The following is an 18,737-nucleotide window of genomic DNA, read 5'->3' on the forward strand; positions in this document are numbered from 1 at the left end:
CGTGACGGGCGGGAACGAGACGGTTCGCGAACAAGAGGCCACATCGGAACAGCCCTTGCGGCTTTCCGGTGTGAGCCTGCCCGGGCAGCCGGGGCGCTACGATCTTGTCGTGGCAGATGGCCGGATTGCCGATCTCGTTCCCTCTCTCGCTGCCGGGGGCGGCGTGGTCACGCCGCTCTTTGCCGACGTGCATGTGCACCTCGACAAGACCCACACCATCTCCCGCATCGGCGCGGAGGCGAACGCCCGGGTGGAATGCCTGTTCGACGCCATCGCGCTGATGGAACAGGATCGCCCCAACTGGACGGCGGCCGACATCCGCGCGAGGGCAAGCCTCGCGCTGGAAGCTGCCTATCGGCAGGGCGTCGGCGCCATTCGCACGCATGTGGACTGGGTAACGCCGCAAGTGCCCATGGCCTGGCCCGTGCTCGTCGAGTTGCGGAAGGAATGGAAGGGCCGTATCGATCTCCAGCTGGCGGCGCTCGTCCATGGCGATATCGTGCCTGAAGCCGGCGCAGCCATTGCCGCGCGCGTGGAGCAGGACAAGGCCGTCTTCGGCGCCTTCTTCTTCCGCAATGCGGATCTCGAAGCCAAGGTCGAGGCGATGTTCGCGCTGGCCGGCGCGCACGATCTCGACCTCGATTTCCATGTCGATGAAGGGCTCGACCCCGAAGCCGACGGCCTGTCCGCAATCATTGACGCGGCCAGCCGCCACGGCATGGCGGGCCGCGTGCTGTGCGGCCATGCCTGCTCGCTGGCGTTGCGCACGTCCGACGAACTGGAGCGGACCCTCGCGGCCGGTGCGCAGGCCGGCGTGGCGCTCGTGGCGCTTCCCACGACCAACCTCTACCTTCAGGACCGCGCCATTGGCGTCTCTCCCCGCATGCGCGGGGTTGCACCGCTGAAGGAAGCGCGCAACGCGGGCATGACGGTCATGCTCGGCTCCGACAATGTGCGCGACGCCTTCTACCCCTATGGCGACTACGACCCGCTTTCCGTTCTGCGGCTGGCGGCTCCCGCCTGCCATCTCGAGCCCGAGGACTGGCTAGACAGCATCACCACCCTGCCGGCGCACCAATGCGCAAGCGGCATCGTGACGACCGTGGAAAAAGGTATGCCGGCCAACTTCATCTGGCACGCGGCGAACGACCTCGACGACCTGATCAGCCGCCCGCAGGCGACACGCATCGTCTACCGGAGCGGCCAGCCGCTGCCGGCAAGCAATCAAGACTGGAGAAACGCATGAACGTGGCGACCAATCCCGAGCGCGCCTATGACTGGGCGGCCTTTCGCGCCGAGATAGACGGCATCCGCGTCTATGACGACCCCAAGCATGTGGAACTGCGCTCGCGCGACTATTTCTGGTACAGCCCCATCCTCAGCGAAGACATCGGCCACTTCCTGGGCGACCTGGTGGTGATCCCGAAGGACCAGGACGAGGTGCGCCGGGTCGCGGCCGCGGCCGCGCGGCTGCGCATCCCCATCACCGCGCGCGGCGGCGGGACCGGCAACTACGGCCAGTGCGTGCCGCTGGAAGGCGGCATCATCCTGGACATGACCAAGATTGACCGGGTGCTTTCCATCGAGCCCGGTCGGGTGCGCGTGGAAGCCGGCGCCCGCATCGCGCGCCTGGACGACGCCGTGCGCGAGACCGGGCAGGAACTGCTCATGTATCCCTCGACGCGCCGCATCGCCACGATCGGCGGCTTCTTCACCGGCGGCTCCGGCGGCATCGGCTCGCTGCGCCACGGCATGCTGCGCGACGACGGCAACGTCTATTCGGTCAAGGTGATGACCGTCGAACTCGAGCCGCAAATCATCGAACTGCACGGCCGCGACATCCACAAGGTCCAGCATGCCTACGGCACCAACGGCATCGTGCTGGAACTCGAGATCGGGCTTACCAAGGCGACCGACTGGATCCACACCGCAGCGCTGTTCGACAGCTATGACGCCACGCTGCGTTTCTGCCTGAAGGCGCTGGAAGACAATCTCGATTGCTACCTGCTGACGACGGTGGACCGCCGCTTCGCGCGCTTCTACACCAAGTTCGGCGACCTGTTCCCGTCTGACCAGGATGCCGTCTTCGCGATGATCGCGCCGAGCGACATGGGCAAGTTCGAGGCCCTGGTGGCGGAATTCGGCGGCCGCGTTTCCTTCGCCATGACCAAGGAGGAGCTGCACGACAAGGGTTTGCAGCCGGCTTATGAATGCGGCTGGAACCACACGACGCTGCAGGCGCTGAAGGCCGAACCCGGCTGGACCTACCTCCAGGTGGCTTATCCGCGCCCCTTCGACCCGGAAGTCGTGAAGCGCCAGATGGAGCGCTATGGCGACGAGCAGTACATGCACCACGAGATGGCAAGGCTGGAAGGCGAGGTGCAGATCTTCGGCCTGCCGCTGGTGCGCTACCACAGCCGCGAAGACACCTACCGCGTCATCCGGGAACTGGAGCAGCTGGACGGCTGCGACATCTACGATCCGCACGCCTACACCATCGAGGACGGCGGCATGAAGCAGATCGACACCGTTCAGATCGACTTCAAGAAAAGAGCGGATCCTTACGGCCTTCTCAACCCCGGGAAGACGCGAGGCTGGACGGCCGAGATGGCCGCCAGGGACTGAACCTGAAAATCAATGGGAGAATGCTTCAGATGAAGAACTTGCTCAGGGCGGCGGTTGCCGCTCTTACGCTGGCCATGTCGGCGCAGCTTGCATATGCGCTGGACAAGGTGGTGGTGGGAACCAACTGGCTGGCGCAGGCCGGCCACGGCGGCTTCTACCAGGCACTGGCCGACGGAACCTACGAGAAGTACGGCCTCGACGTGACCATCGAGATGGGCGGTCCGCAGGTCAACAACCGGCCGATGCTGGCGGCGGGGCGGCTCGACTTCCTGCTGACGGGCAACCTGCTGCTTTCCTTCCACAACGTCGCCAACGACATTCCGACCACCGTTGTTGCAGCCTTCTACCAGAAGGACCCTCAGGTGCTGATGGCGCATGAAGGCGCCTACAAGGATTTCAATGACCTCGCCAACGCCCCGACGGTCCTTCTGGCCAAGGACAGCCAGTACAGCTTCTGGCTGTGGCTGGTTAAGGAGTTCGGCTTCAAGGACGAGCAGGTCCGCCCCTATGGCTACAGCCTTGCCCAGTTCCTCAGCGACGAGAAGGCCGTGCAGCAGGCCTACGCCACCGCCGAGCCTCTCTATGCGGAAAAGGAAGGCGCGAAGGTAACGACCTACCTGCTGGCCGATCATGGCTACAGCACCTACGCCAACACGATCGAGACCCGCCAGGAGCTGGTCGACAACAACCCGGATCTGGTGCAGCGCTTTGTCGATGCGACGATCGTGGGCTGGAACAACTTCCTTTATGGCGATCACAGCAAGGGCTATGAGCTGATCCTCAAGGACAACCCGGACATGAGCGCAGAGACGCTCGACGGCGAACTGGCGATGCTCAAGAAGCTGGAGCTCATCGACAGCGGCGACACGCTGGAAAAGGGCATCGGCGCCATCTCGATGGATCGCGTCAAGGAATTCTACGAGCTCGCGGTCAAGGCCGGCATCGTGACCGGCGACAAGATCGAGATCTCGAAGGTCGCCACCGACGCTTTCGTCAACAAGGGCGTCGGCCTCGATATCAAGAAGCAGTTGAACCCGTAGTCGAAACGGCAGGGAGCGAGGGGCTAAAGGCCCCTCGCCGGAACGAGCTGACGATGAGCCACGACAACGCCGATACTCCGGAAAACGGCGAACTGAGCGGCCGCGAAAAGGTTCTCGACCGGCGCCGCCGCATCCTTGCCGCCATCAGGGATGCGGCGATCGACGAGTTTGCGAGCAAGGGGCTGGCCGGTGCCTCTACGCAGTCGATCGCCCAGCGCGCGGGCCTCACCAAGCCCCAGCTGCACTATTACATCTCCAGCAAGGAAGAGCTCTACGAGGACATTCTCGTCTATATTCTCGACGAGTGGAAAGAGCTGTTCATCAGCGCCTCGACGGGCGACGATCCGGCCGAGATCATCCGCGCCTACATCCACAAGAAACTGGAATACGGCCAGAAGAACCCCCAGGCATCGCGCCTGTTCACCACCGAGATCGCCAACGGCGCCCCGTTCCTCAGCCGGCACTGGGCGCAATACCAGGAATCGACGCAGCAGGCCGTGAAGCTGATCCAGTCCTGGGTCGAGCAGGGTCTGATCCGGCCCGTCGATCCGCTGCTGTTCCAGATGCACATCTGGGCGGTGACGCAGCACTATGCGGACTTCGAGGTCCAGATCCGAAGCTTCATGCAACTGAAGGACGACGAGGAGCTCGACATGGTTCATGTCGAGGAGGAAGTGACCGCCCTCTTCCTGCGGGCCTGCGGCCTTCAGCAATAGGCTGCCCACCGACGCTCGAAAAACACCTCCCCACACACCTGCGGCTTGTCCGGCCGCGCAAACACGAATTGAATTCGAAAGGCCCATCAATGCCGCGCATCATCTACATCACCCATGACGAACAGCGCTTCGAGGTAGAAGCCGCCAATGGCGCAACCGTCATGGAAACGGCGGTAAAGGCCAACGTGCCCGGCATCGAAGCCGAATGCGGCGGCGCCTGCGCCTGCGCCACCTGCCATGTCTATGTCGATCCGGAATTTGCGGAAATGGTGGGCGAGGCCGGGCCGATGGAAGCCGACATGCTGGACTTCGCATGGGAGCCGGCTGCGAATTCGCGTCTGTCGTGCCAGCTTCGGGTGGGCGACGCGCTGGATGGTCTCGTCGTGCGCATTCCCGCAAGGCAGGGCTGACCAACCGGCGCCGCGTCGATCGGCAAACGCGAGTTGGCGGTGGAGGCCCAGCACAGGCCACAGCGCAACCAGAGCCAGCACCGAGCCTCCTGACTGCCTCGCAGGACAGCACCGCCATTGTTGGCTCATCGACGCACTGTGCCAAGTCAGGAAAAGCGGCGGGGCCGGCCCGGGCCAACGCCGCCTCGCCCCACTTCAGGGAGGGGGGAACCCCCGCGAGGCATTCTACTAGCGCGCCTCGGCGTGAAAGCGCGCTCGCCAGAAAACCAGAAAGCTAAGGCAGTTGCGGCGGCCTTGCGAAGGTCTGCCGCCTTGCAGAGCCTGCCACGGAAGAGGAGCTTCGGAGCGGCGGCGACCCTTCAGACCGCCGGCGCGCCGGCGGCGCCGGCGTTGGGCACGTGAATGTCGATCTCCAGCGTCGACATCGTCTCGCCGCGCTCCATGGTGATGCGCACATCGTCCTGGCTGATCTGGACGTGCTTGCCGATCACGGCCAGGATCTCCTCGCGCAGCACGGCGACGAGATCGGGCTGGTTGCGGTTGTTGCGCTCATAGGCCAGCAGTACCTGCAGCCGCTCGCGGGCCACAGGCGCACTGGCGCGACGTTTGAAGATGTCGAACAGGCTCATGCCACTCTCCTACCCAGGAGACGGTTAAGGAGGCCTTTCTTCTCGACAGGAAGGGTCATCGGCACTTCCTCGCCCTGCAGCCTTCTGGCGGCATCGGCATAGGCGCGCGCAGCGACGTTGCCGGGTTCGCTGAGCGTCACGGGCGAGCCCACGTTGGAGGCGCGCAGCACTCCCTGGCTCTCGGGGATGATGCCCAGGAGCGGCGTCGACAGGATTTCCAGAATGTCGTCGATGCTGAGCATCTCACCGCGGGCGGCGCGGGCCGTATCATAGCGGGTGACGAGAATGTGCTTGGCGACGCGGCCGCCCTGCTCGGCCAGCAGGGTCTTGGAGTCGAGCAAGCCGATGATGCGATCGGAATCGCGCACGGAGCTCACCTCCGGATTGGTGACGATGACCGCCTCGTCGGCATAGCGCATGGCAAGCTGGGCGCCGCGTTCGATGCCGGCCGGGCTGTCGCAAATGACGTAGTCGAATTTCTCGCGCAGCCTGCCCACCACGCTGGCCACGCCCTCCTCAGTGAGGGCGTCCTTGTCGCGGGTCTGGGAGGCGGGCAGCAGGAAAAGCGTTTCCAGGCGCTTGTCGCGGATCAGCGCCTGCGAAAGCTTGGCCACGCCCTGCGTCACGTTGACGAGGTCGAACACCACGCGCCGCTCGGCCCCCATGACCAGATCGAGATTGCGCAGGCCGACGTCGAAGTCGATCAGCACGACCTTCTTGCCGCCCTGGGCCAGAACGGCTCCCAGGGCTGCGGTCGAGGTTGTCTTCCCGACGCCGCCCTTGCCAGATGTGACGACCACTACCTTGCCCATGCATGTCTCTCCAATGTTGTCAGTTGAGGGCCGTGACCAGAATTGCGCCTTCGTCCAGATAGGCCTGTATCGCCGCGCCGCGCGTGGACGGCTCCATGTCCTCCGCGATGCGATACCAGCCATCCACCGCCAGAAGCTCGGCTTCGTTCCTCCGGCAGAAGATGCGCGCGTGGCGATTTCCCGAGGCGCCGGCGATGGCGCGTCCGCGCAGTGTGCCATAGACGTGGATGGAGCCGCCGGCGATGATTTCGGAGCCGAAGCCGGCCGAGCCGAGAACGATCACATCCCCCTGGGGGTGGTAGACCGACTGGCCGGAGCGGATTGGGGCCTCGATGATCAGCGAAGTCGACGCCGCCGGCTCTTCCGCCTTGGCTGGCGCGGCGGCCGATGCGGCGGGTTCCTCGACCACGGCTTCCCTCGCCCCTATCAGGAGCGGCGGCAGGTCCGTCCCCAGTTCCGCGATGTCCTTGCTCTCGATTGCGTAGATTCGAATGCCGCGCTCGGCAAGCTGGGCAACCAGTGCGCCAATTTGACTCACCTCCGGCTTGAGCGCGTTGAGGTCGAGAACGACCGGGCGGCCGGTGAAGAAGCCAGGCGAGTTCTCGATCCAGCGATCCACGCCCTTCAGCCATTCGTCCACGGGTGCTTCCGGCACGAGCGCGAAGGCAACGAACGAACGGGCGCGAAAGCGTAGGGGGGTGTTCTGCATCGGGGAGCGACTCGGTTCAGGGGGTGGGTCGGTACCAACCGCTTCGCGGGTGTAGGCCATGGTGAACGAAACGTAAATCGCTATTCACCACCCCAGGCCGGAAGCGCCCTTCGGCAATGCGCGCCGCGTTGCCGCCCGGCCACTATTTGCCGAGCAATGTGCACGCGACTGGCAAGGCCATCGATGCTAAGACGCGACAACCACGAGGAAAACCGGCATCATCGCCCGGCTGATGCCGTCGCTCTCCTTCGTCCTCGCATCCATAGGCCTCCATCTTTGCTCAAGGCACAATGACCATGAAGAAATCCGGAACCCCGACGTCGAAACCGCGCGCCCGCGACCTCGGCCTGCCCTTCCACGGTGAAACCGGCCCGCTCAACGCCATCACCGATGTCGAAGGCATCGCCGTCGGCTTCCGCACCATCTGGGAAGACGCTCCGCGTGCCGGGCGCAAGCGGCCGGTGCGCACCGGCGTCACGGCAATCGTCCCGCATGCGCAGTCCGAGGCGCCCGTTCCCGTCTATGCCGGGGTGCATCGGTTCAACGGCAATGGCGAGATGACCGGCACACACTGGATCGAGGACGGCGGCTACTTCCTCGGGCCGGTTCTCATCACCAACACCCATGGCATCGGAATGGCGCATCACGGCGCCATCAAATGGATGCTCGAGCGCTACAGCACCACCTATGACACGGATGATTTCCTCTGGATCATGCCTGTCGTGGCCGAGACCTATGACGGCGTGCTGAGCGATATCAACGGGCTGCACATCGGCGAGGCCGACGTCCGGGCAGCGCTCGACGCAGCCTCGCCCGGCCCGGTCGAGGAGGGCAATTGCGGCGGCGGCACCGGCATGATCACCTATGGCTTCAAGGGCGGAACCGGCACCTCCTCGCGCATCGTCGAACTCGACGGAAAACGCTACACGATCGGAACACTGGTGCAGGCCAACCACGGCCAGCGCGACTGGCTGACAATCTGCGGCGTGCCGGTGGGGCAGCATATGCGCGACGGCACGCCCCAAAGCCAGCTCAGGGAGCGCGGGTCCATCATCGTCGTGATCGCTACCGACCTGCCGCTTGCGCCGCATCAGTTGAAACGCGTGGCCCGCCGCGCCTCGATCGGCATTGGCCGCAACGGAACGCCGGGCGGCAACAATTCGGGCGACATCTTCCTCGCCTTCTCCACCGCCAACCCTCGTCCGATGCTGCATCGCGCGCCGCCGCGCATGCAGATCGAGATTGTCAACGACGAGCTTTTGGATCCCGTCTACACGGCCGTGGTGGAGAGCGTGGAGGAAGCCGTGGTCAACGCGATGCTTGCGGCCGAAGACATGGGTGGCACCGCTTACGACCGGTTGAAGGTCGAAGCAATCCGGCACGAGCCGCTGCTTGCGCTGATGCGCCAATATGGACGGGCCGGCGCCTAGCGCAGGAGGGGCGCCGATAGAGGCCTGCGCCCTGCCCGGTCAAGGCGCCGTGTCGGCTTTTGCCTCCACATGGCCGCCGAGGAAGAGCTGACCGACACGTGGGTCGGCAAGCAGCTTGGCGGCATCGTCGTGCATCCGCGTCTGCCCCAGTTCCAGCACGAGACCGTAGTCCGACATGGCCAACGCCGCCTTTGCGTTCTGCTCCACCATCAGGATCGTCACACCCTGGTCGCGCAGCCTGATCAGCGTCCTGAACACTTCCTGGACGAGGTTCGGCGACAGGCCGATCGACGGCTCGTCGATCAGGATCAGCTTGGGGTCGAGAAGCAGCGCGCGCGCCACCTCCAGCTGCTTCTGCTGGCCGCCGGACAGTTCGATCGCCTTGCGGTTGCGGAATTCGCGCAGCATCGGGAACTGGTCCATCACCTGCTCGATGCGCTGGCGCACCTTGCCCTGGTCGGGGGCGGTGATGCCCCCGAGTTCCAGATTGTGGTAGACGGAAAGCTGCGGCACGACGTTGCGCCCCTGCGGCACGTAGGTCACGCCATGGGCGATCATCTGGCGCGGCGTCTGCCGGGTCACGTCCTTGCCGTCGAGCAGCACCTGGCCGGAATGAATGTTCAGCAGGCCGAAGATGGCCTTGAAGACGGTGGACTTGCCGGCTCCATTGGGCCCGATGACCGTGGTGATGGAAGCCTTGGGGATGCTGAACGACACCCCGTTGAGAATGGTGATCTTGCCGTAGCCGCCGTAGACGTCCTTGAGCTCAAGCATGCTCAGCCTCCGAGATAGGCGTCGATGACGGTCTGGTTCGACCTGATCTCGTCGGGCGTGCCTTCCGCGATGACGCCGCCTTCCGCCAGCACGATGATGCGGGTGCACAGGCTCATCACGAACTCCATGTTGTGCTCGATCACGACGAAGGTGGTGCCGTGCTCGGCATTGTAGGCGACCAGGCGCTCCTTGAGGTTGGCAAGCATGGTCAGGTTGACGCCGCCGGCGGGTTCGTCCAGCAGCACCAGGCTGGGGCCGGCCATGAAAGCCATTGCCGCGTCCACCAGCTTCTGCTGCCCGTAGGAAAGGGAGCCGGCCAACTCATCGCGCAGATGGGTGAGGCGGAAGAAGGAGATCAGCTTCTCGGCTTCCGCCGCCAGGCCTGCATCCGGCGCGCTGAAGAGGCGCGACAGCATCGTCCCGCGATGCTCCTGCCCGGCAAGGATGATGTTGTCGATGACCGACATCTTCGGAAAAACGGACAGTTGCTGGAACGTGCGGCCCACGCCCAGCCGGTTGAGGTCGGATGCCCGCATGCCCGAGACGCTGCGGCCATTGACCTCGACCTCGCCGGCATCCGGCGGAAGCTGGCCCAGGATGCAATTGAACAGCGTCGACTTGCCGGAGCCGTTCGGGCCGATGAGGCCAAGGATCTCGCCCTTGTGCACGTCGAACGACACGCCATTGACAGCGCGGACGCCGCCGAAGCTCTTTTCGATGTTGCGGACGGAAAGCACCGGTGCGCTCATTTCAGGCGCGCTCCTTCGGTCATGTCGGCACGCACCTGGTGACGAGGCCAGAATTTCGCGCGGAGCTTTGCCCCCACGCCGAGCAGGCCGGACGGGACGAACACAAGCATCACGATGACGAGCGCGGAATAGATGATGAGATAGTAGCCTTCGGTGAAGCGCAGGAATTCGGGCAGCAGGATGACCACGCCTGCCCCGACGAACGGACCGAAGAAATAGCCTGAGCCGCCGACCACGACCATGAGCAGGATGCGCAGCGAGTGGCCGACCCCGAACGATCCGGGCTCGATGAACTGGACGAGCGGCGTAACCAGCGCGCCTGCCAATCCGCCATAGGTGGAGCCGATCGCAAAAGCGAGCAGCGTGATGCGGCGCGTGTCGACCCCGAGGCTTTCCGCACGGATCGGATTTTCGCGCAGCGCCTTGAAGGCGCGGCCCCATGGCGACCGCACGATGCCCCACATGACAAGCGCGGCGAGGATCGTGATGCCCAGCGTGAAGTAGTAGAAGTGCAGTTGCTTCATGGTCGTGAAGAGGCCGAAGTCCGGCCGCGGCATGCCGACCAGGCCGTAGTTGCCGCCGGTCAGCCAGTCTTCGTTGCGCAGCACCAGGAAGACCAGCGTGTTGAAGGCCAGGGTCACGAAGGCGAGGAAGTGGCCCTTCACCCGAAGAGCCGGATAGCCGAGCAGGAGGCCGACGATGAAGCAGGCGATGAGCCCGAGCGGCATGGCCAGGACCCAGTGCCAGCCGGCGAGCGTGAGCAGCGCCGTGACATAGGCCCCGATAGCCATGAACGACGCCTGCGCCAGCGAGATCTGTCCCGCGTAGCCGAGCGTGAGGTTCAGCCCCATGGCGGCGATGGAGAAGATGAGCCAGGAGGTGAGGATGTATACGATGTAATTCCCCTGCCCGATCGGCGCCAGCATGGCGAGCGCGATGAGCAGAAGCACAAACAGGTTGCGGGTGCGCCCGTGCATCAGACCGCCCTCCCCTCGGACGTTCCCATGAGGCCCTGCGGGCGCACCAGGATGATGACGATGAGCAGGAGCAGCGGCAGCGCGGCTCGATACTCCGCCGTGACATAGGTCGCCGTCAGATTGTCCAGAACGCCGATCAAGAGCCCGCCCACCAACGCGCCGCGGATCTGGTTGAAGCCGCCGACGATGGCCGCGATGAAGGCGATCAGGCCGAGGGTCTCGCCGTTGGAGAATTTCGCCAGATAGACCGGCGTGATCAGGAAGGAGGCGAGCGCCGCGAGTGCCGCGTTGATCAGGAAGGCGTAGAGCACCATTCGCTTGACATTGACACCCAGGATTTCGGCCACCGCCGGGTTCTGCGCCGTTGCCTGCATGCAGCGGCCGGTGCGGGTGCGGTTGAGGAACAGCGTCAGCAGCACGACGATGCCGAGAGAAATCGCGAGATTGAGGATATCCTGCAGCGAAACCACGGCACCGAAGACGTCGATCGGGTCGCTCGGGAACATCGCCGGAAACGGCTGCGCCTCGGCGGAATAAAACTCCTTGACGCTTTCCTTGAGCAGGATGCCAAGCGCCATGGTGGCAATGATGAGCGTGATGCCTCCATGTGGAAGGATCGGCTCCACGATCAGCTTCTTGAAGGCCAGGCCGAGGATGACGACCGCCATCGCAAGGCCGAAAAGCAGCGCGATCCAGACCGGCATGCCAAAGTAGCTCACGCCCACCAGCACAAAGAACGCCGGGAGCATGACGAACTCGCCCTGGGCGAAATTCACCGTGTGGGCTGCCTGCCACACAAGCGTAAAGCCGATAGCGACCAGCGCATATATGGAGCCGGTTGCAAGACCGGAGAGCAAGACTTGCAGGAACTGGGACATCGCGCGTCTTTTCGGGTTGAAGGCCGCGGCGGCGACCGCCGCGGCCATGAAGGATCAGTTGGCCGGAACGGTGCCGATCACGACCGGCGCGCCGTTCTGGACCTGGACCATGAAGCTCGGACGGGACATCTCGCCGCGCTCGTCCCAGCAGGTGTCGAGCAGGATCTTGGGATGGTCCGCCACCTTGAGGCACAGGCCGTGCATCTTGTCGGCGAACGCTTCGCCATTGAAGTCGCCGACCATCTCGGTGACGTATTTGGTCGTCCAGGCGCCGACATAGCCCTTGATCGCGTCGTGGGTCGGCTTGCGCTTGAAGGTCTCTTCGAACTTCTGCGCGAAGGCGCCGATGCCCGGCACATCGGTTGCCGTCGCGGTCACGCCGACATGGGCGATTGCGCCCTCGGCCGCGCCGCCGGCGAGCTCGATGACCTTGGCCTCGGTGAGCGTGACTTCGCCGACGAGCGGCATGGCTAGGCCCTGCTTCTTGGCCTCGATGAGGAAGCGGGCGGATTCTTCCTGGTTCATGTAGACGAACACCGCGTCGGGGTTCGCCTCCTTGAGCTTGGCAACGTCGGCGGCGTAGTCCGTCTGGGCCTGCTCGGAAGGCACGTCGGAGATGACCTCGACGCCGGCCTTCTTCATCTCTTCCACGAAGACGTCATGGCCGCCCTTGCCGAACTCGTTGTTGACCCAGGCCACGCCGACCTTCTTCGCCTTGAGCGTGTCGGTGAAATAGGCGGTCAGCGCGGGAACGCCCTTCTGCGCGCCCGAAGAGGTGCGGAACACGAAGGGGTTGCCCTTCTCGACCACCGAGGGAGCCTCCGAGCCGACGAATTGCGGCGTGCTGTTCTGCTGGGCGACGAGCATGTTGACCATGGTCGAACCGGAATAGATCGTGCCGAGGATGGCATAGGCGCCCTCGTCGATCGCCTTCTGCACCAGCGCGCGCGAGACCTGCGGGTCGGTCTGGGTGTCGTATTCGGTGATTTCGACCGTCTTGCCGAGGATGCCGCCCTCGGCGTTGATCTCCTCGATGGCGACCTTGATGCCGTCGCGCCAGTTGGTGCCCGCCGGAGCACCGGCACCGGAAAGTTCGGCAACCATGCCGATCTTCACCGTTTCCTGCGCCTGGGCGGCGCCAAAGGTGGCCAGCACGGCGGCTGACATTGCAAGCAGGGATTTACGGTACATCTGAATTCCTCCGATTATCAGCAATGGTGTATGTCGATACCGTCTCCACAAGGACCACTGGACAAGGTCAATGATCGGGAGGCGAAACCCACATCTTTTTATTGAAATCGGCCCTCTCGGGTGTCGCACAGGTAGAAAATCCGGGAGGTTTTTCGGCTGACCGCGGGACGGCCCGTAGAATCATCGAGCGGGTTGAAAGCTGCGCGGGCGCGGGCCAACCCGACGCGCTGCTCCTGCTTACACGATCAGCACGATGCCGGTGGCGACCAGCGCGGCGGCCCAAATGAGGTCGAAGTTGATCCAGCCGCGCCGCAGGATGGAAAGGCCGAGCCATTCATAGACTGACAAGGCCATTGCGAGCGTCACGGCGAGCATGGCTGCCGTGTGAACGCCTACCGCGGCCAAGGCTATCGGCAGCGACCCCGACGCCGTCAGTTCCCGGACCGGACTTGCCGCCAGGCACAGGGGAATGAGCACCGGCACCAGCATGAGGCCGGCGCCATGGGCAGTCGCCATCAGGAACGACCAGACCCCAAGCCCGACCATACCCGTCGTCATGCCGATGCGGACGCGATGGCGATGGCCGTAGGCGAGGTAATAGATTGCCCAGCCGACCAGCAGCACGCCGGCCGTGATCTGCAGCTTGCGCTCATCGACGACGAAGCCCAGGGCGACCACCGCCGCGGCGACCACGGCAATCGAGATGGCGTGTCCTATCGCGATGGGAATGAGCGACAAAATCACCACCTTGCGGCTGCCCCGGTGCAAGCCGAGGGCAACCGCAAAAAGCCAACCCATTGCGGGGTTGAGACCATGAAAGGCGCCGAGGCCGGCAAGCACCAGCCAAGGCGTTAGTGGTGCCATCCTACGAAACCATCCTGTTTTGCATCATCAAGGATAGCAGTAGGAATCGGACGAGCAATCGCCTCCCTCCAGTCGCACCTGATGCGGCCGGCGGCCCTCCGGCCATTCGATGAAGAAGTCCTCGTCGAACTTGAGGCCACCATTCTCCCCGACATCAAGCTTCACCATCCAGCCGTCCAGTCCCTCGGGATAGAACTGCGGGTCGATGGCGCCGTAGAGCGAATTGGTGAAGTAGACACGCCTTCCGTCGCGGCTGATTTCCACCATCTGCGGGCCGCCTTGCAGGGCACCGTTGTTTGCCTTGGCGTGGGTGGCGCGGGACACGATGCCGCCGATGCGGACGCGGCCGGTCTCCTTCGGCTCGAACGGGTCGGACACGTCGTATTGGATCATGTCTCCGGTGCCCCAGCAGGAAACGTAGAGGAAGCGGTCGTCCATCGACAGATCGATGTCGGTCACCAGCGGCGCGACCGCCTTGAAGCCTTTCAGCACCGGCGGCAGCAGGTCGGGATCGGCCGGTTCGGCCGGGATCTCGATGACCTTCTTCACCGCCCATTTGTCCCCGTCACGATACCAGGTCCAGATCGAGGCCGAGAGATCCTTGAGGCTGATGACGCAGCCGACGAAGCCGTAGGCCTTGGTCGGGTCGTGCGCCGGGCGCAGTTCGAACACCAGCTGGTATTCCGGTCCCAGGTCGATCTCCTGCAGATGCTTGCGCTTGTGAAGGTCCCAGAAGTGCAGCTTGCGCCCGTATTTGCTGCCCAGCAGGACTTCCGGCACAAGCCCGTTCTCGAATGTGTCCGGCGTTCCCCATTCGCTCGTCACCATCGTGTCGTAGCCGAGATGCCACCAGAAATCATAGGCCAGCTTCTGCGGCCCCCGATCCACCTCCCAGCGGCCGAGAACGTCGAAACTGTCCGGGTCGAGCAGGAATATGCCGCCGGGCGCCTTGCCCTCGGCATCGCCGAGCGCGTTCACATAGATGCCTTCCGGCCCGCAGTGGATCGTGTGCAGGCGCGAATAGCCTGCCTTCTCCGCGATCTCTTCAGGTTCGATGACCTTGACGATCTTCGGGTTTCTTGGGTCCGGCTTGGTGTCGATGATATGCAGCCGCGACGAGCGCAGGCCCGGCACGACAAGGTAGCGCCGCTCCATATGCGGGTGCGGCGCATTGGGGCACAGGCAGGATGAACAGGCGTTCCAGCCGAAATGGTGCAGTTCGTCGCCCACATTCGGCATTTCGACCTGCCCGACGATGCGGGAATATGTCGGCGAGTCCGGGTTTACGTCGACCACGGCCAGCGCGTCTGGCTTTTTGCGATCCGGATCGAAGGCCGCCACATAGGCCAGCATCTCCTTCGGCGCCTTGGCGGCCATTCTCGGGGACGGATAGAAGGAAGGATCGGGTTGCCAAATTGCCATGATGAAGCACTCCTCCTGACGGACGATCGTGTCTCTCGCTCAGCGCCCCCGATCTACAGTGGGAATTGGCCCGCCGCGATCTTCTCACTCGAGCGCTAACGTGTCCAATCAAGTCGCTGACGGCCGAGTGCCCGGCTGGCCTTTGGCGCATAGGGGACTTGCCTGACGGCTTAGGCGGTGTTCTGATACCGGAACTGGCACCGGATTAATCGCGCAATGAGCCTGCAGCAATTCCTGTCGCAAAACGCGGCCGCCGGTTCCGGGCCAGGCCGGCCCTTCGTTAAGATGCACGGCCTGCGCAACCACTTCGTGATTTTCGACCGGCGGGTCGACAGGCGCGGTTTCCGGCCTGAAGACATCGTGCGCATCTGCGACACGCATGTGGGCGTGGGCGGCGACCAGCTCCTGACCATCGAGCCGCCTTCCGCGTCCGGCCAGGCTGCCGGCGCCTATGCCGCGATGCGGATATTCAACATCGACGGCCGCGAAGTTTCGGCCTGCGGCAACGCCACACGCTGCGTGGCACATTTGCTGCTGGAGGAAACGGGCGACACGGAACTGCTGCTGGAAACCGGCGGCGGCCTTTTGAAATGCCGGCGAGCTGGCCCCATGCGCATCAGCGTGGAGTTGGGGCCGATCAGCACGGACTGGCGGGATTTTCCTCTGGCGCGCGAGGTGGATATGCTGCACCTGCCAGTCGAAAGCGGCCCCTTGGCCGATGGCGTCGGCCTGTGGATCGGCAACCCGCATGCGGTGTTCTTCGTCGACGATGTCGGCGCGATCGACCTGGCGCAGGCTGCCGCGCCAATACAAAACCACTCGCTGTTTCCGGAAGGCGTGAATGTTGGCGTGGCCGAACTCGTCGACAGCGAGACGATCAGGCTGGCGGTCTGGGAACGCCCGGGCATTGCCACCCAGGCCTGCGGAACGGGAGCCTGCGTGGCCGCATTCGCCGCGCGCCTGAGAGGGCTGACGCAGAGCAACAGTTTCACGGTGCATCTTCCAGCAGGGCCGCTGACGATCGAGATTTTTGGCGACATGGCGGTGATGACTGGGCCGGTCGCCCATTGCTGCCGGGGCTTTGTCGATTGCGACGACGTGCCGGCGGAAGAGCGCGGCCCGGCTGCACACCGGCTGGCCGACGCGCCCACCGCAGGGTGAGCGCGCCCGGAAGAACGACCGGCTCGGCTAGACGATCCGCCGCCCTTTCTCATTGAGAAGAACGCATCCTTGCGGCTCGAAGCCGACTTCCACCGCCGCGCCTTCGCGCATGATCCTGCCGTCGATCAGCGTATTGGCGCGGATGATGGTGTTGCCGCCAATGTCGATCTCGTAGATGGCGCTGCCGCCGAGATAGGAGGCCGACACCACCCGTCCGGAAAGCCTGTTGGCGCCGGCCGCCGCGCCCAGGAGCAATTTCTGCGGCCGCACGACAACGGTGACGCCCGCCCCAGGCGCCAGCGCCCTTGGCGAAGCCACCCTGACGACCTGCCCGGCCGAGAGCGCAATGGTGGCCATGTGGCCGTCCATCCCCGAAACCACTCCGGCCAGCATGTTGGCCTTGCCCAGGAAATCGGCCACGAATGCGGTGGCCGGCTCCTGATAGACCTGCTCGGGCGTTCCGATCTGCTCCACCGTGCCGGCGTTCATGACCACGATCTGGTCGGACATGGACAGGGCCTCTTCCTGATCGTGAGTCACGAAGATGGCCGTAATGCCCGTTTCCTTCTGGATCTTCTTGATCTCGACGCGCATTTCCTCGCGCATATTGGCGTCGAGCGCCGACAGCGGCTCGTCCAGCAGCAACACTTCCGGCTCGAAGACGATGGCGCGCGCCAGCGCGATGCGCTGCTGCTGGCCGCCGGAAAGCTGCGAAGGCAGCTTCTTGCCGCTGCCGGGAAGCCGCACCATCTCGAGCGCCTTTTCGACCCGGCGGACGATCTCGGGCCTGGGCACGTTCCTGTATTTCAGGCCGAAGGCGACATTGTCGAAGACGCTCTTGTGCGGGAACAGCGCGTAGCTCTGGAACACCAGGCCGATGTTGCGCTTGTAGATCGGCACGTCGTCGACCCGCCTGCCGCCGATCGAAATCTGCCCCCGGGATATGTCGACCAGCCCGGCGATCGAGCGCAGAATCGTCGTCTTGCCGCAACCGGACGGCCCCAGAAGCGTGACGAAGCTGCCCTTGGCGATGCTGAGCGAGAAATCGCGAACCGCGACGAACTTGCCATAGGAAATGTCGATATTGCTGAATTCTACCGCCGGCTGTTGCAGCGAGTGCTCGCCGCGAAGGAGCGGCGCATCCTCGCCAGCCAGGATTGCCCCGGCCGCGACCGGCCGGGGCATCTGCGATGTGGTGTCGAGGCTGTCACGCACCTTTGGCGATCCTATCCCACTGCTTGGTCCAGGCGTCTTCGTTTTCCGCCCAGTAGATCGGGTCGGCGAAGGTCAGCGCCTTCATCGATCCCGTCGGGTCGTAGGCAGGCAGCGACTCGATCTTCTCGGTCATCTTCACCTTGGTCGGATCCAGCGAGGGAGGATAGTTCTGCCCTTCGGCAACCGCGATTGCCGTGGCGGGCTCGAGCATGAAGTTGATCAGTTCCTCGCATTCGGCCATCGGCGAGCCCTTGACGACCAGCATGTCCTCCATCCAGGCATAGGAGCCGGCGGGATCGAGATAGCCGATCGGGTGACCCTGCTGCTGCAGCGCTGCGATGCGGCCGGACCACGCGTCCGTGACCACGATCTCGCCCTTCGACAGAAGGTCCATCAGCTCGGCGCCCGAACTCCAGAACTTCTTGGCCAGGTCGCGGTTCTCGCGCACCTTCGCCCAGACGGCGTCCATGTCGGTGATGTTGTTGGGGTCCTGGCCCGAATGGAGCGCGGCATACCAGACGCGCGTGGTCATGTCGGCGTAGCCACCAACCTTGCCGGCATATTTCTTGTCGAACAGCAGGCCGACGCCCTTTTCCTTGGCCTCGTCATCCGAGATGACGTTCTTGTTGTAGGCGAGGCCGGTGGTGCCGTAGTCGTAGGGCACGGCCGAGATCTTGGGCGTGATCTTGCGGAAGGGCTCGATCATCGGCACCAGGACATTCGCCATATTGGGAATGTTGGCCTCGTTGATCTCCGAATTGAAGCCGGCATTCACATATTTGATGTAGTAGTTGACGCCCGAGGAGTGGATGACCTGGAAGTCTCCCGGCTTCGAGGTCTTGATCTTGGTGATGACCTCGTCCTCGTCGCCGAAGGTACCCTGCACCACCTTGATGCTGGTCTTCTGGGTATAGGGCTGGAAGGCGTATTTATCGATCGCCTCCTGCACGACGCCGCCCCAGCCGTCGAAGCGAACTTCCGTGGCGGCTGCCAGCGCCCTGCCCATCCAGGGCATGGAAAGCCCCGTCGCGGCAGCGGCCGCCGCCGTCAGGGTCAGAAAATTGCGACGGCTGATATCGCCGTTTGCATAACGCTCGCTCAGCCGCTCCAGTCGCGTCGTAGTCGACATTTTCAT

At 64.1% G+C, this 18,737-nt stretch carries 19 protein-coding genes; 7 read left to right on the plus strand and 12 right to left on the minus strand.

Annotated features, from left to right (window positions below; genetic code table 11):
* Position 1 precedes the first annotated feature (1 nt).
* From AC3A4H_RS04015 to AC3A4H_RS04035, 5 genes are all read left to right on the plus strand, one after another.
* On the plus strand, positions 2 to 1,246 hold the full coding sequence (locus AC3A4H_RS04015; RefSeq protein ID WP_487765522.1) for an amidohydrolase family protein: 1,245 nt from the start codon (positions 2 to 4) through the stop codon (positions 1,244 to 1,246).
* Complete coding sequence (locus tag AC3A4H_RS04020) at positions 1,243 to 2,625, plus strand: FAD-binding oxidoreductase (RefSeq protein ID WP_487765523.1); 1,383 nt, start codon at positions 1,243 to 1,245, stop codon at positions 2,623 to 2,625. The genes AC3A4H_RS04015 and AC3A4H_RS04020 overlap by 4 nt, the downstream gene beginning before the upstream one ends.
* A 29-nt stretch (positions 2,626 to 2,654) precedes the next feature.
* Positions 2,655 to 3,665 carry an ABC transporter substrate-binding protein gene (locus tag AC3A4H_RS04025; protein WP_487765524.1) on the plus strand — a complete coding sequence of 337 codons (1,011 nt, stop codon included), beginning with the start codon at positions 2,655 to 2,657 and terminating at the stop codon, positions 3,663 to 3,665.
* Between the two features lie 53 nt (positions 3,666 to 3,718).
* Positions 3,719 to 4,381, plus strand: coding sequence for a TetR family transcriptional regulator C-terminal domain-containing protein (locus AC3A4H_RS04030; protein ID WP_487765525.1), 663 nt, complete (start codon positions 3,719 to 3,721; stop codon positions 4,379 to 4,381).
* Between the two features lie 89 nt (positions 4,382 to 4,470).
* Positions 4,471 to 4,791 carry a 2Fe-2S iron-sulfur cluster-binding protein gene (locus AC3A4H_RS04035; protein ID WP_487765526.1) on the plus strand — a complete coding sequence of 107 codons (321 nt, stop codon included), beginning with the start codon at positions 4,471 to 4,473 and terminating at the stop codon, positions 4,789 to 4,791.
* Between the two features lie 359 nt (positions 4,792 to 5,150).
* Here the strand turns inward: AC3A4H_RS04035 and minE are convergent, their stop codons facing one another.
* The 3 genes from minE to minC are packed head-to-tail and all read right to left on the minus strand — an operon-like array spanning position 5,151 to position 6,941.
* Entirely contained in the window at positions 5,151 to 5,420 is a 270-nt protein-coding gene (gene minE, locus AC3A4H_RS04040; protein ID WP_348777892.1) for a cell division topological specificity factor MinE, read from the minus strand.
* On the minus strand, positions 5,417 to 6,232 hold the full coding sequence (gene minD / locus AC3A4H_RS04045) for a septum site-determining protein MinD (protein WP_348777891.1): 816 nt from the start codon (positions 6,230 to 6,232) through the stop codon (positions 5,417 to 5,419). The genes minE and minD overlap by 4 nt, the downstream gene beginning before the upstream one ends.
* A gap of 19 nt (positions 6,233 to 6,251) precedes the next feature.
* On the minus strand, positions 6,252 to 6,941 hold the full coding sequence (minC, locus tag AC3A4H_RS04050; RefSeq protein ID WP_487765527.1) for a septum site-determining protein MinC: 690 nt from the start codon (positions 6,939 to 6,941) through the stop codon (positions 6,252 to 6,254).
* Positions 6,942 to 7,237: 296 nt separating this feature from the next.
* Between minC and AC3A4H_RS04055 the strand changes: the two genes are divergently transcribed.
* Positions 7,238 to 8,371, plus strand: a complete 1,134-nt coding sequence (locus tag AC3A4H_RS04055) for a DmpA family aminopeptidase (protein ID WP_487765528.1) — start codon at positions 7,238 to 7,240, stop codon at positions 8,369 to 8,371.
* Positions 8,372 to 8,410: 39 nt separating this feature from the next.
* Here AC3A4H_RS04055 and AC3A4H_RS04060 read toward each other — a convergent pair whose 3' ends face one another.
* The 7 genes from AC3A4H_RS04060 to AC3A4H_RS04090 all read right to left on the minus strand — a co-directional run bounded on the left by AC3A4H_RS04060 (position 8,411) and on the right by AC3A4H_RS04090 (position 15,226).
* Complete coding sequence (locus AC3A4H_RS04060) at positions 8,411 to 9,145, minus strand: ABC transporter ATP-binding protein (RefSeq protein ID WP_487765529.1); 735 nt, start codon at positions 9,143 to 9,145, stop codon at positions 8,411 to 8,413.
* A gap of 2 nt (positions 9,146 to 9,147) precedes the next feature.
* A complete protein-coding gene (locus AC3A4H_RS04065) occupies positions 9,148 to 9,894 on the minus strand; it encodes an ABC transporter ATP-binding protein (protein ID WP_487765530.1) in 747 nt (248 codons plus the stop codon).
* Positions 9,891 to 10,871 carry a branched-chain amino acid ABC transporter permease gene (locus AC3A4H_RS04070; RefSeq protein ID WP_487765531.1) on the minus strand — a complete coding sequence of 327 codons (981 nt, stop codon included), beginning with the start codon at positions 10,869 to 10,871 and terminating at the stop codon, positions 9,891 to 9,893. Before AC3A4H_RS04070 ends, AC3A4H_RS04065 begins: the two co-directional genes overlap by 4 nt.
* Positions 10,871 to 11,749, minus strand: coding sequence for a branched-chain amino acid ABC transporter permease (locus AC3A4H_RS04075; protein ID WP_348778572.1), 879 nt, complete (start codon positions 11,747 to 11,749; stop codon positions 10,871 to 10,873). The genes AC3A4H_RS04070 and AC3A4H_RS04075 overlap by 1 nt, the downstream gene beginning before the upstream one ends.
* Before the next feature lie 54 nt (positions 11,750 to 11,803).
* Positions 11,804 to 12,940 carry an ABC transporter substrate-binding protein gene (locus AC3A4H_RS04080; RefSeq protein WP_487765532.1) on the minus strand — a complete coding sequence of 379 codons (1,137 nt, stop codon included), beginning with the start codon at positions 12,938 to 12,940 and terminating at the stop codon, positions 11,804 to 11,806.
* Between the two features lie 237 nt (positions 12,941 to 13,177).
* Positions 13,178 to 13,804 (minus strand): hypothetical protein, encoded by a 627-nt coding sequence (locus AC3A4H_RS04085; RefSeq protein WP_487765533.1) that lies wholly within the window; start codon positions 13,802 to 13,804, stop codon positions 13,178 to 13,180.
* Positions 13,805 to 13,831: 27 nt separating this feature from the next.
* Complete coding sequence (locus AC3A4H_RS04090; protein ID WP_487765534.1) at positions 13,832 to 15,226, minus strand: selenium-binding family protein; 1,395 nt, start codon at positions 15,224 to 15,226, stop codon at positions 13,832 to 13,834.
* Between the two features lie 216 nt (positions 15,227 to 15,442).
* Between AC3A4H_RS04090 and dapF the strand changes: the two genes are divergently transcribed.
* A complete protein-coding gene (gene dapF / locus AC3A4H_RS04095; RefSeq protein ID WP_487765535.1) occupies positions 15,443 to 16,387 on the plus strand; it encodes a diaminopimelate epimerase in 945 nt (314 codons plus the stop codon).
* 27 nt (positions 16,388 to 16,414) lie between these two features.
* On the opposite strand, the gene AC3A4H_RS04100 is transcribed toward dapF, so the two are convergent.
* Both AC3A4H_RS04100 and AC3A4H_RS04105 read right to left on the minus strand, forming a co-directional pair.
* On the minus strand, positions 16,415 to 17,602 hold the full coding sequence (locus tag AC3A4H_RS04100) for an ABC transporter ATP-binding protein (RefSeq protein WP_487765536.1): 1,188 nt from the start codon (positions 17,600 to 17,602) through the stop codon (positions 16,415 to 16,417).
* The gene (locus tag AC3A4H_RS04105) at positions 17,595 to 18,737 is read right to left on the minus strand and encodes an extracellular solute-binding protein (protein ID WP_487765537.1); all 1,143 of its coding nucleotides are present in this window, start codon (positions 18,735 to 18,737) and stop codon (positions 17,595 to 17,597) included. Before AC3A4H_RS04105 ends, AC3A4H_RS04100 begins: the two co-directional genes overlap by 8 nt.

The organism is Pseudaminobacter sp. Soil_N_29, from assembly GCF_057656055.1.

Excerpts from the sequence above, each read along its gene's own strand:
- AC3A4H_RS04020 (WP_487765523.1), top strand. The coding sequence starts at position 1,243 with ATGAACGTGGCGACCAATCCCGAGCGCGCCTATGACTGGGCGGCCTTT.
- AC3A4H_RS04025 (WP_487765524.1), top strand. The coding sequence starts at position 2,655 with ATGAAGAACTTGCTCAGGGCGGCGGTTGCCGCTCTTACGCTGGCCATG.
- AC3A4H_RS04030 (WP_487765525.1), top strand. The coding sequence starts at position 3,719 with ATGAGCCACGACAACGCCGATACTCCGGAAAACGGCGAACTGAGCGGC.
- AC3A4H_RS04035 (WP_487765526.1), top strand. The coding sequence starts at position 4,471 with ATGCCGCGCATCATCTACATCACCCATGACGAACAGCGCTTCGAGGTA.
- minE (WP_348777892.1), bottom strand. The coding sequence starts at position 5,420 with ATGAGCCTGTTCGACATCTTCAAACGTCGCGCCAGTGCGCCTGTGGCC.
- minD (WP_348777891.1), bottom strand. The coding sequence starts at position 6,232 with ATGGGCAAGGTAGTGGTCGTCACATCTGGCAAGGGCGGCGTCGGGAAG.
- minC (WP_487765527.1), bottom strand. The coding sequence starts at position 6,941 with ATGCAGAACACCCCCCTACGCTTTCGCGCCCGTTCGTTCGTTGCCTTC.
- AC3A4H_RS04055 (WP_487765528.1), top strand. The coding sequence starts at position 7,238 with ATGAAGAAATCCGGAACCCCGACGTCGAAACCGCGCGCCCGCGACCTC.
- AC3A4H_RS04060 (WP_487765529.1), bottom strand. The coding sequence starts at position 9,145 with ATGCTTGAGCTCAAGGACGTCTACGGCGGCTACGGCAAGATCACCATT.
- AC3A4H_RS04065 (WP_487765530.1), bottom strand. The coding sequence starts at position 9,894 with ATGAGCGCACCGGTGCTTTCCGTCCGCAACATCGAAAAGAGCTTCGGC.
- AC3A4H_RS04070 (WP_487765531.1), bottom strand. The coding sequence starts at position 10,871 with ATGCACGGGCGCACCCGCAACCTGTTTGTGCTTCTGCTCATCGCGCTC.
- AC3A4H_RS04075 (WP_348778572.1), bottom strand. The coding sequence starts at position 11,749 with ATGTCCCAGTTCCTGCAAGTCTTGCTCTCCGGTCTTGCAACCGGCTCC.
- AC3A4H_RS04080 (WP_487765532.1), bottom strand. The coding sequence starts at position 12,940 with ATGTACCGTAAATCCCTGCTTGCAATGTCAGCCGCCGTGCTGGCCACC.
- AC3A4H_RS04085 (WP_487765533.1), bottom strand. The coding sequence starts at position 13,804 with ATGGCACCACTAACGCCTTGGCTGGTGCTTGCCGGCCTCGGCGCCTTT.
- AC3A4H_RS04090 (WP_487765534.1), bottom strand. The coding sequence starts at position 15,226 with ATGGCAATTTGGCAACCCGATCCTTCCTTCTATCCGTCCCCGAGAATG.
- dapF (WP_487765535.1), top strand. The coding sequence starts at position 15,443 with ATGAGCCTGCAGCAATTCCTGTCGCAAAACGCGGCCGCCGGTTCCGGG.
- AC3A4H_RS04105 (WP_487765537.1), bottom strand. The coding sequence starts at position 18,737 with ATGAAAATGTCGACTACGACGCGACTGGAGCGGCTGAGCGAGCGTTAT.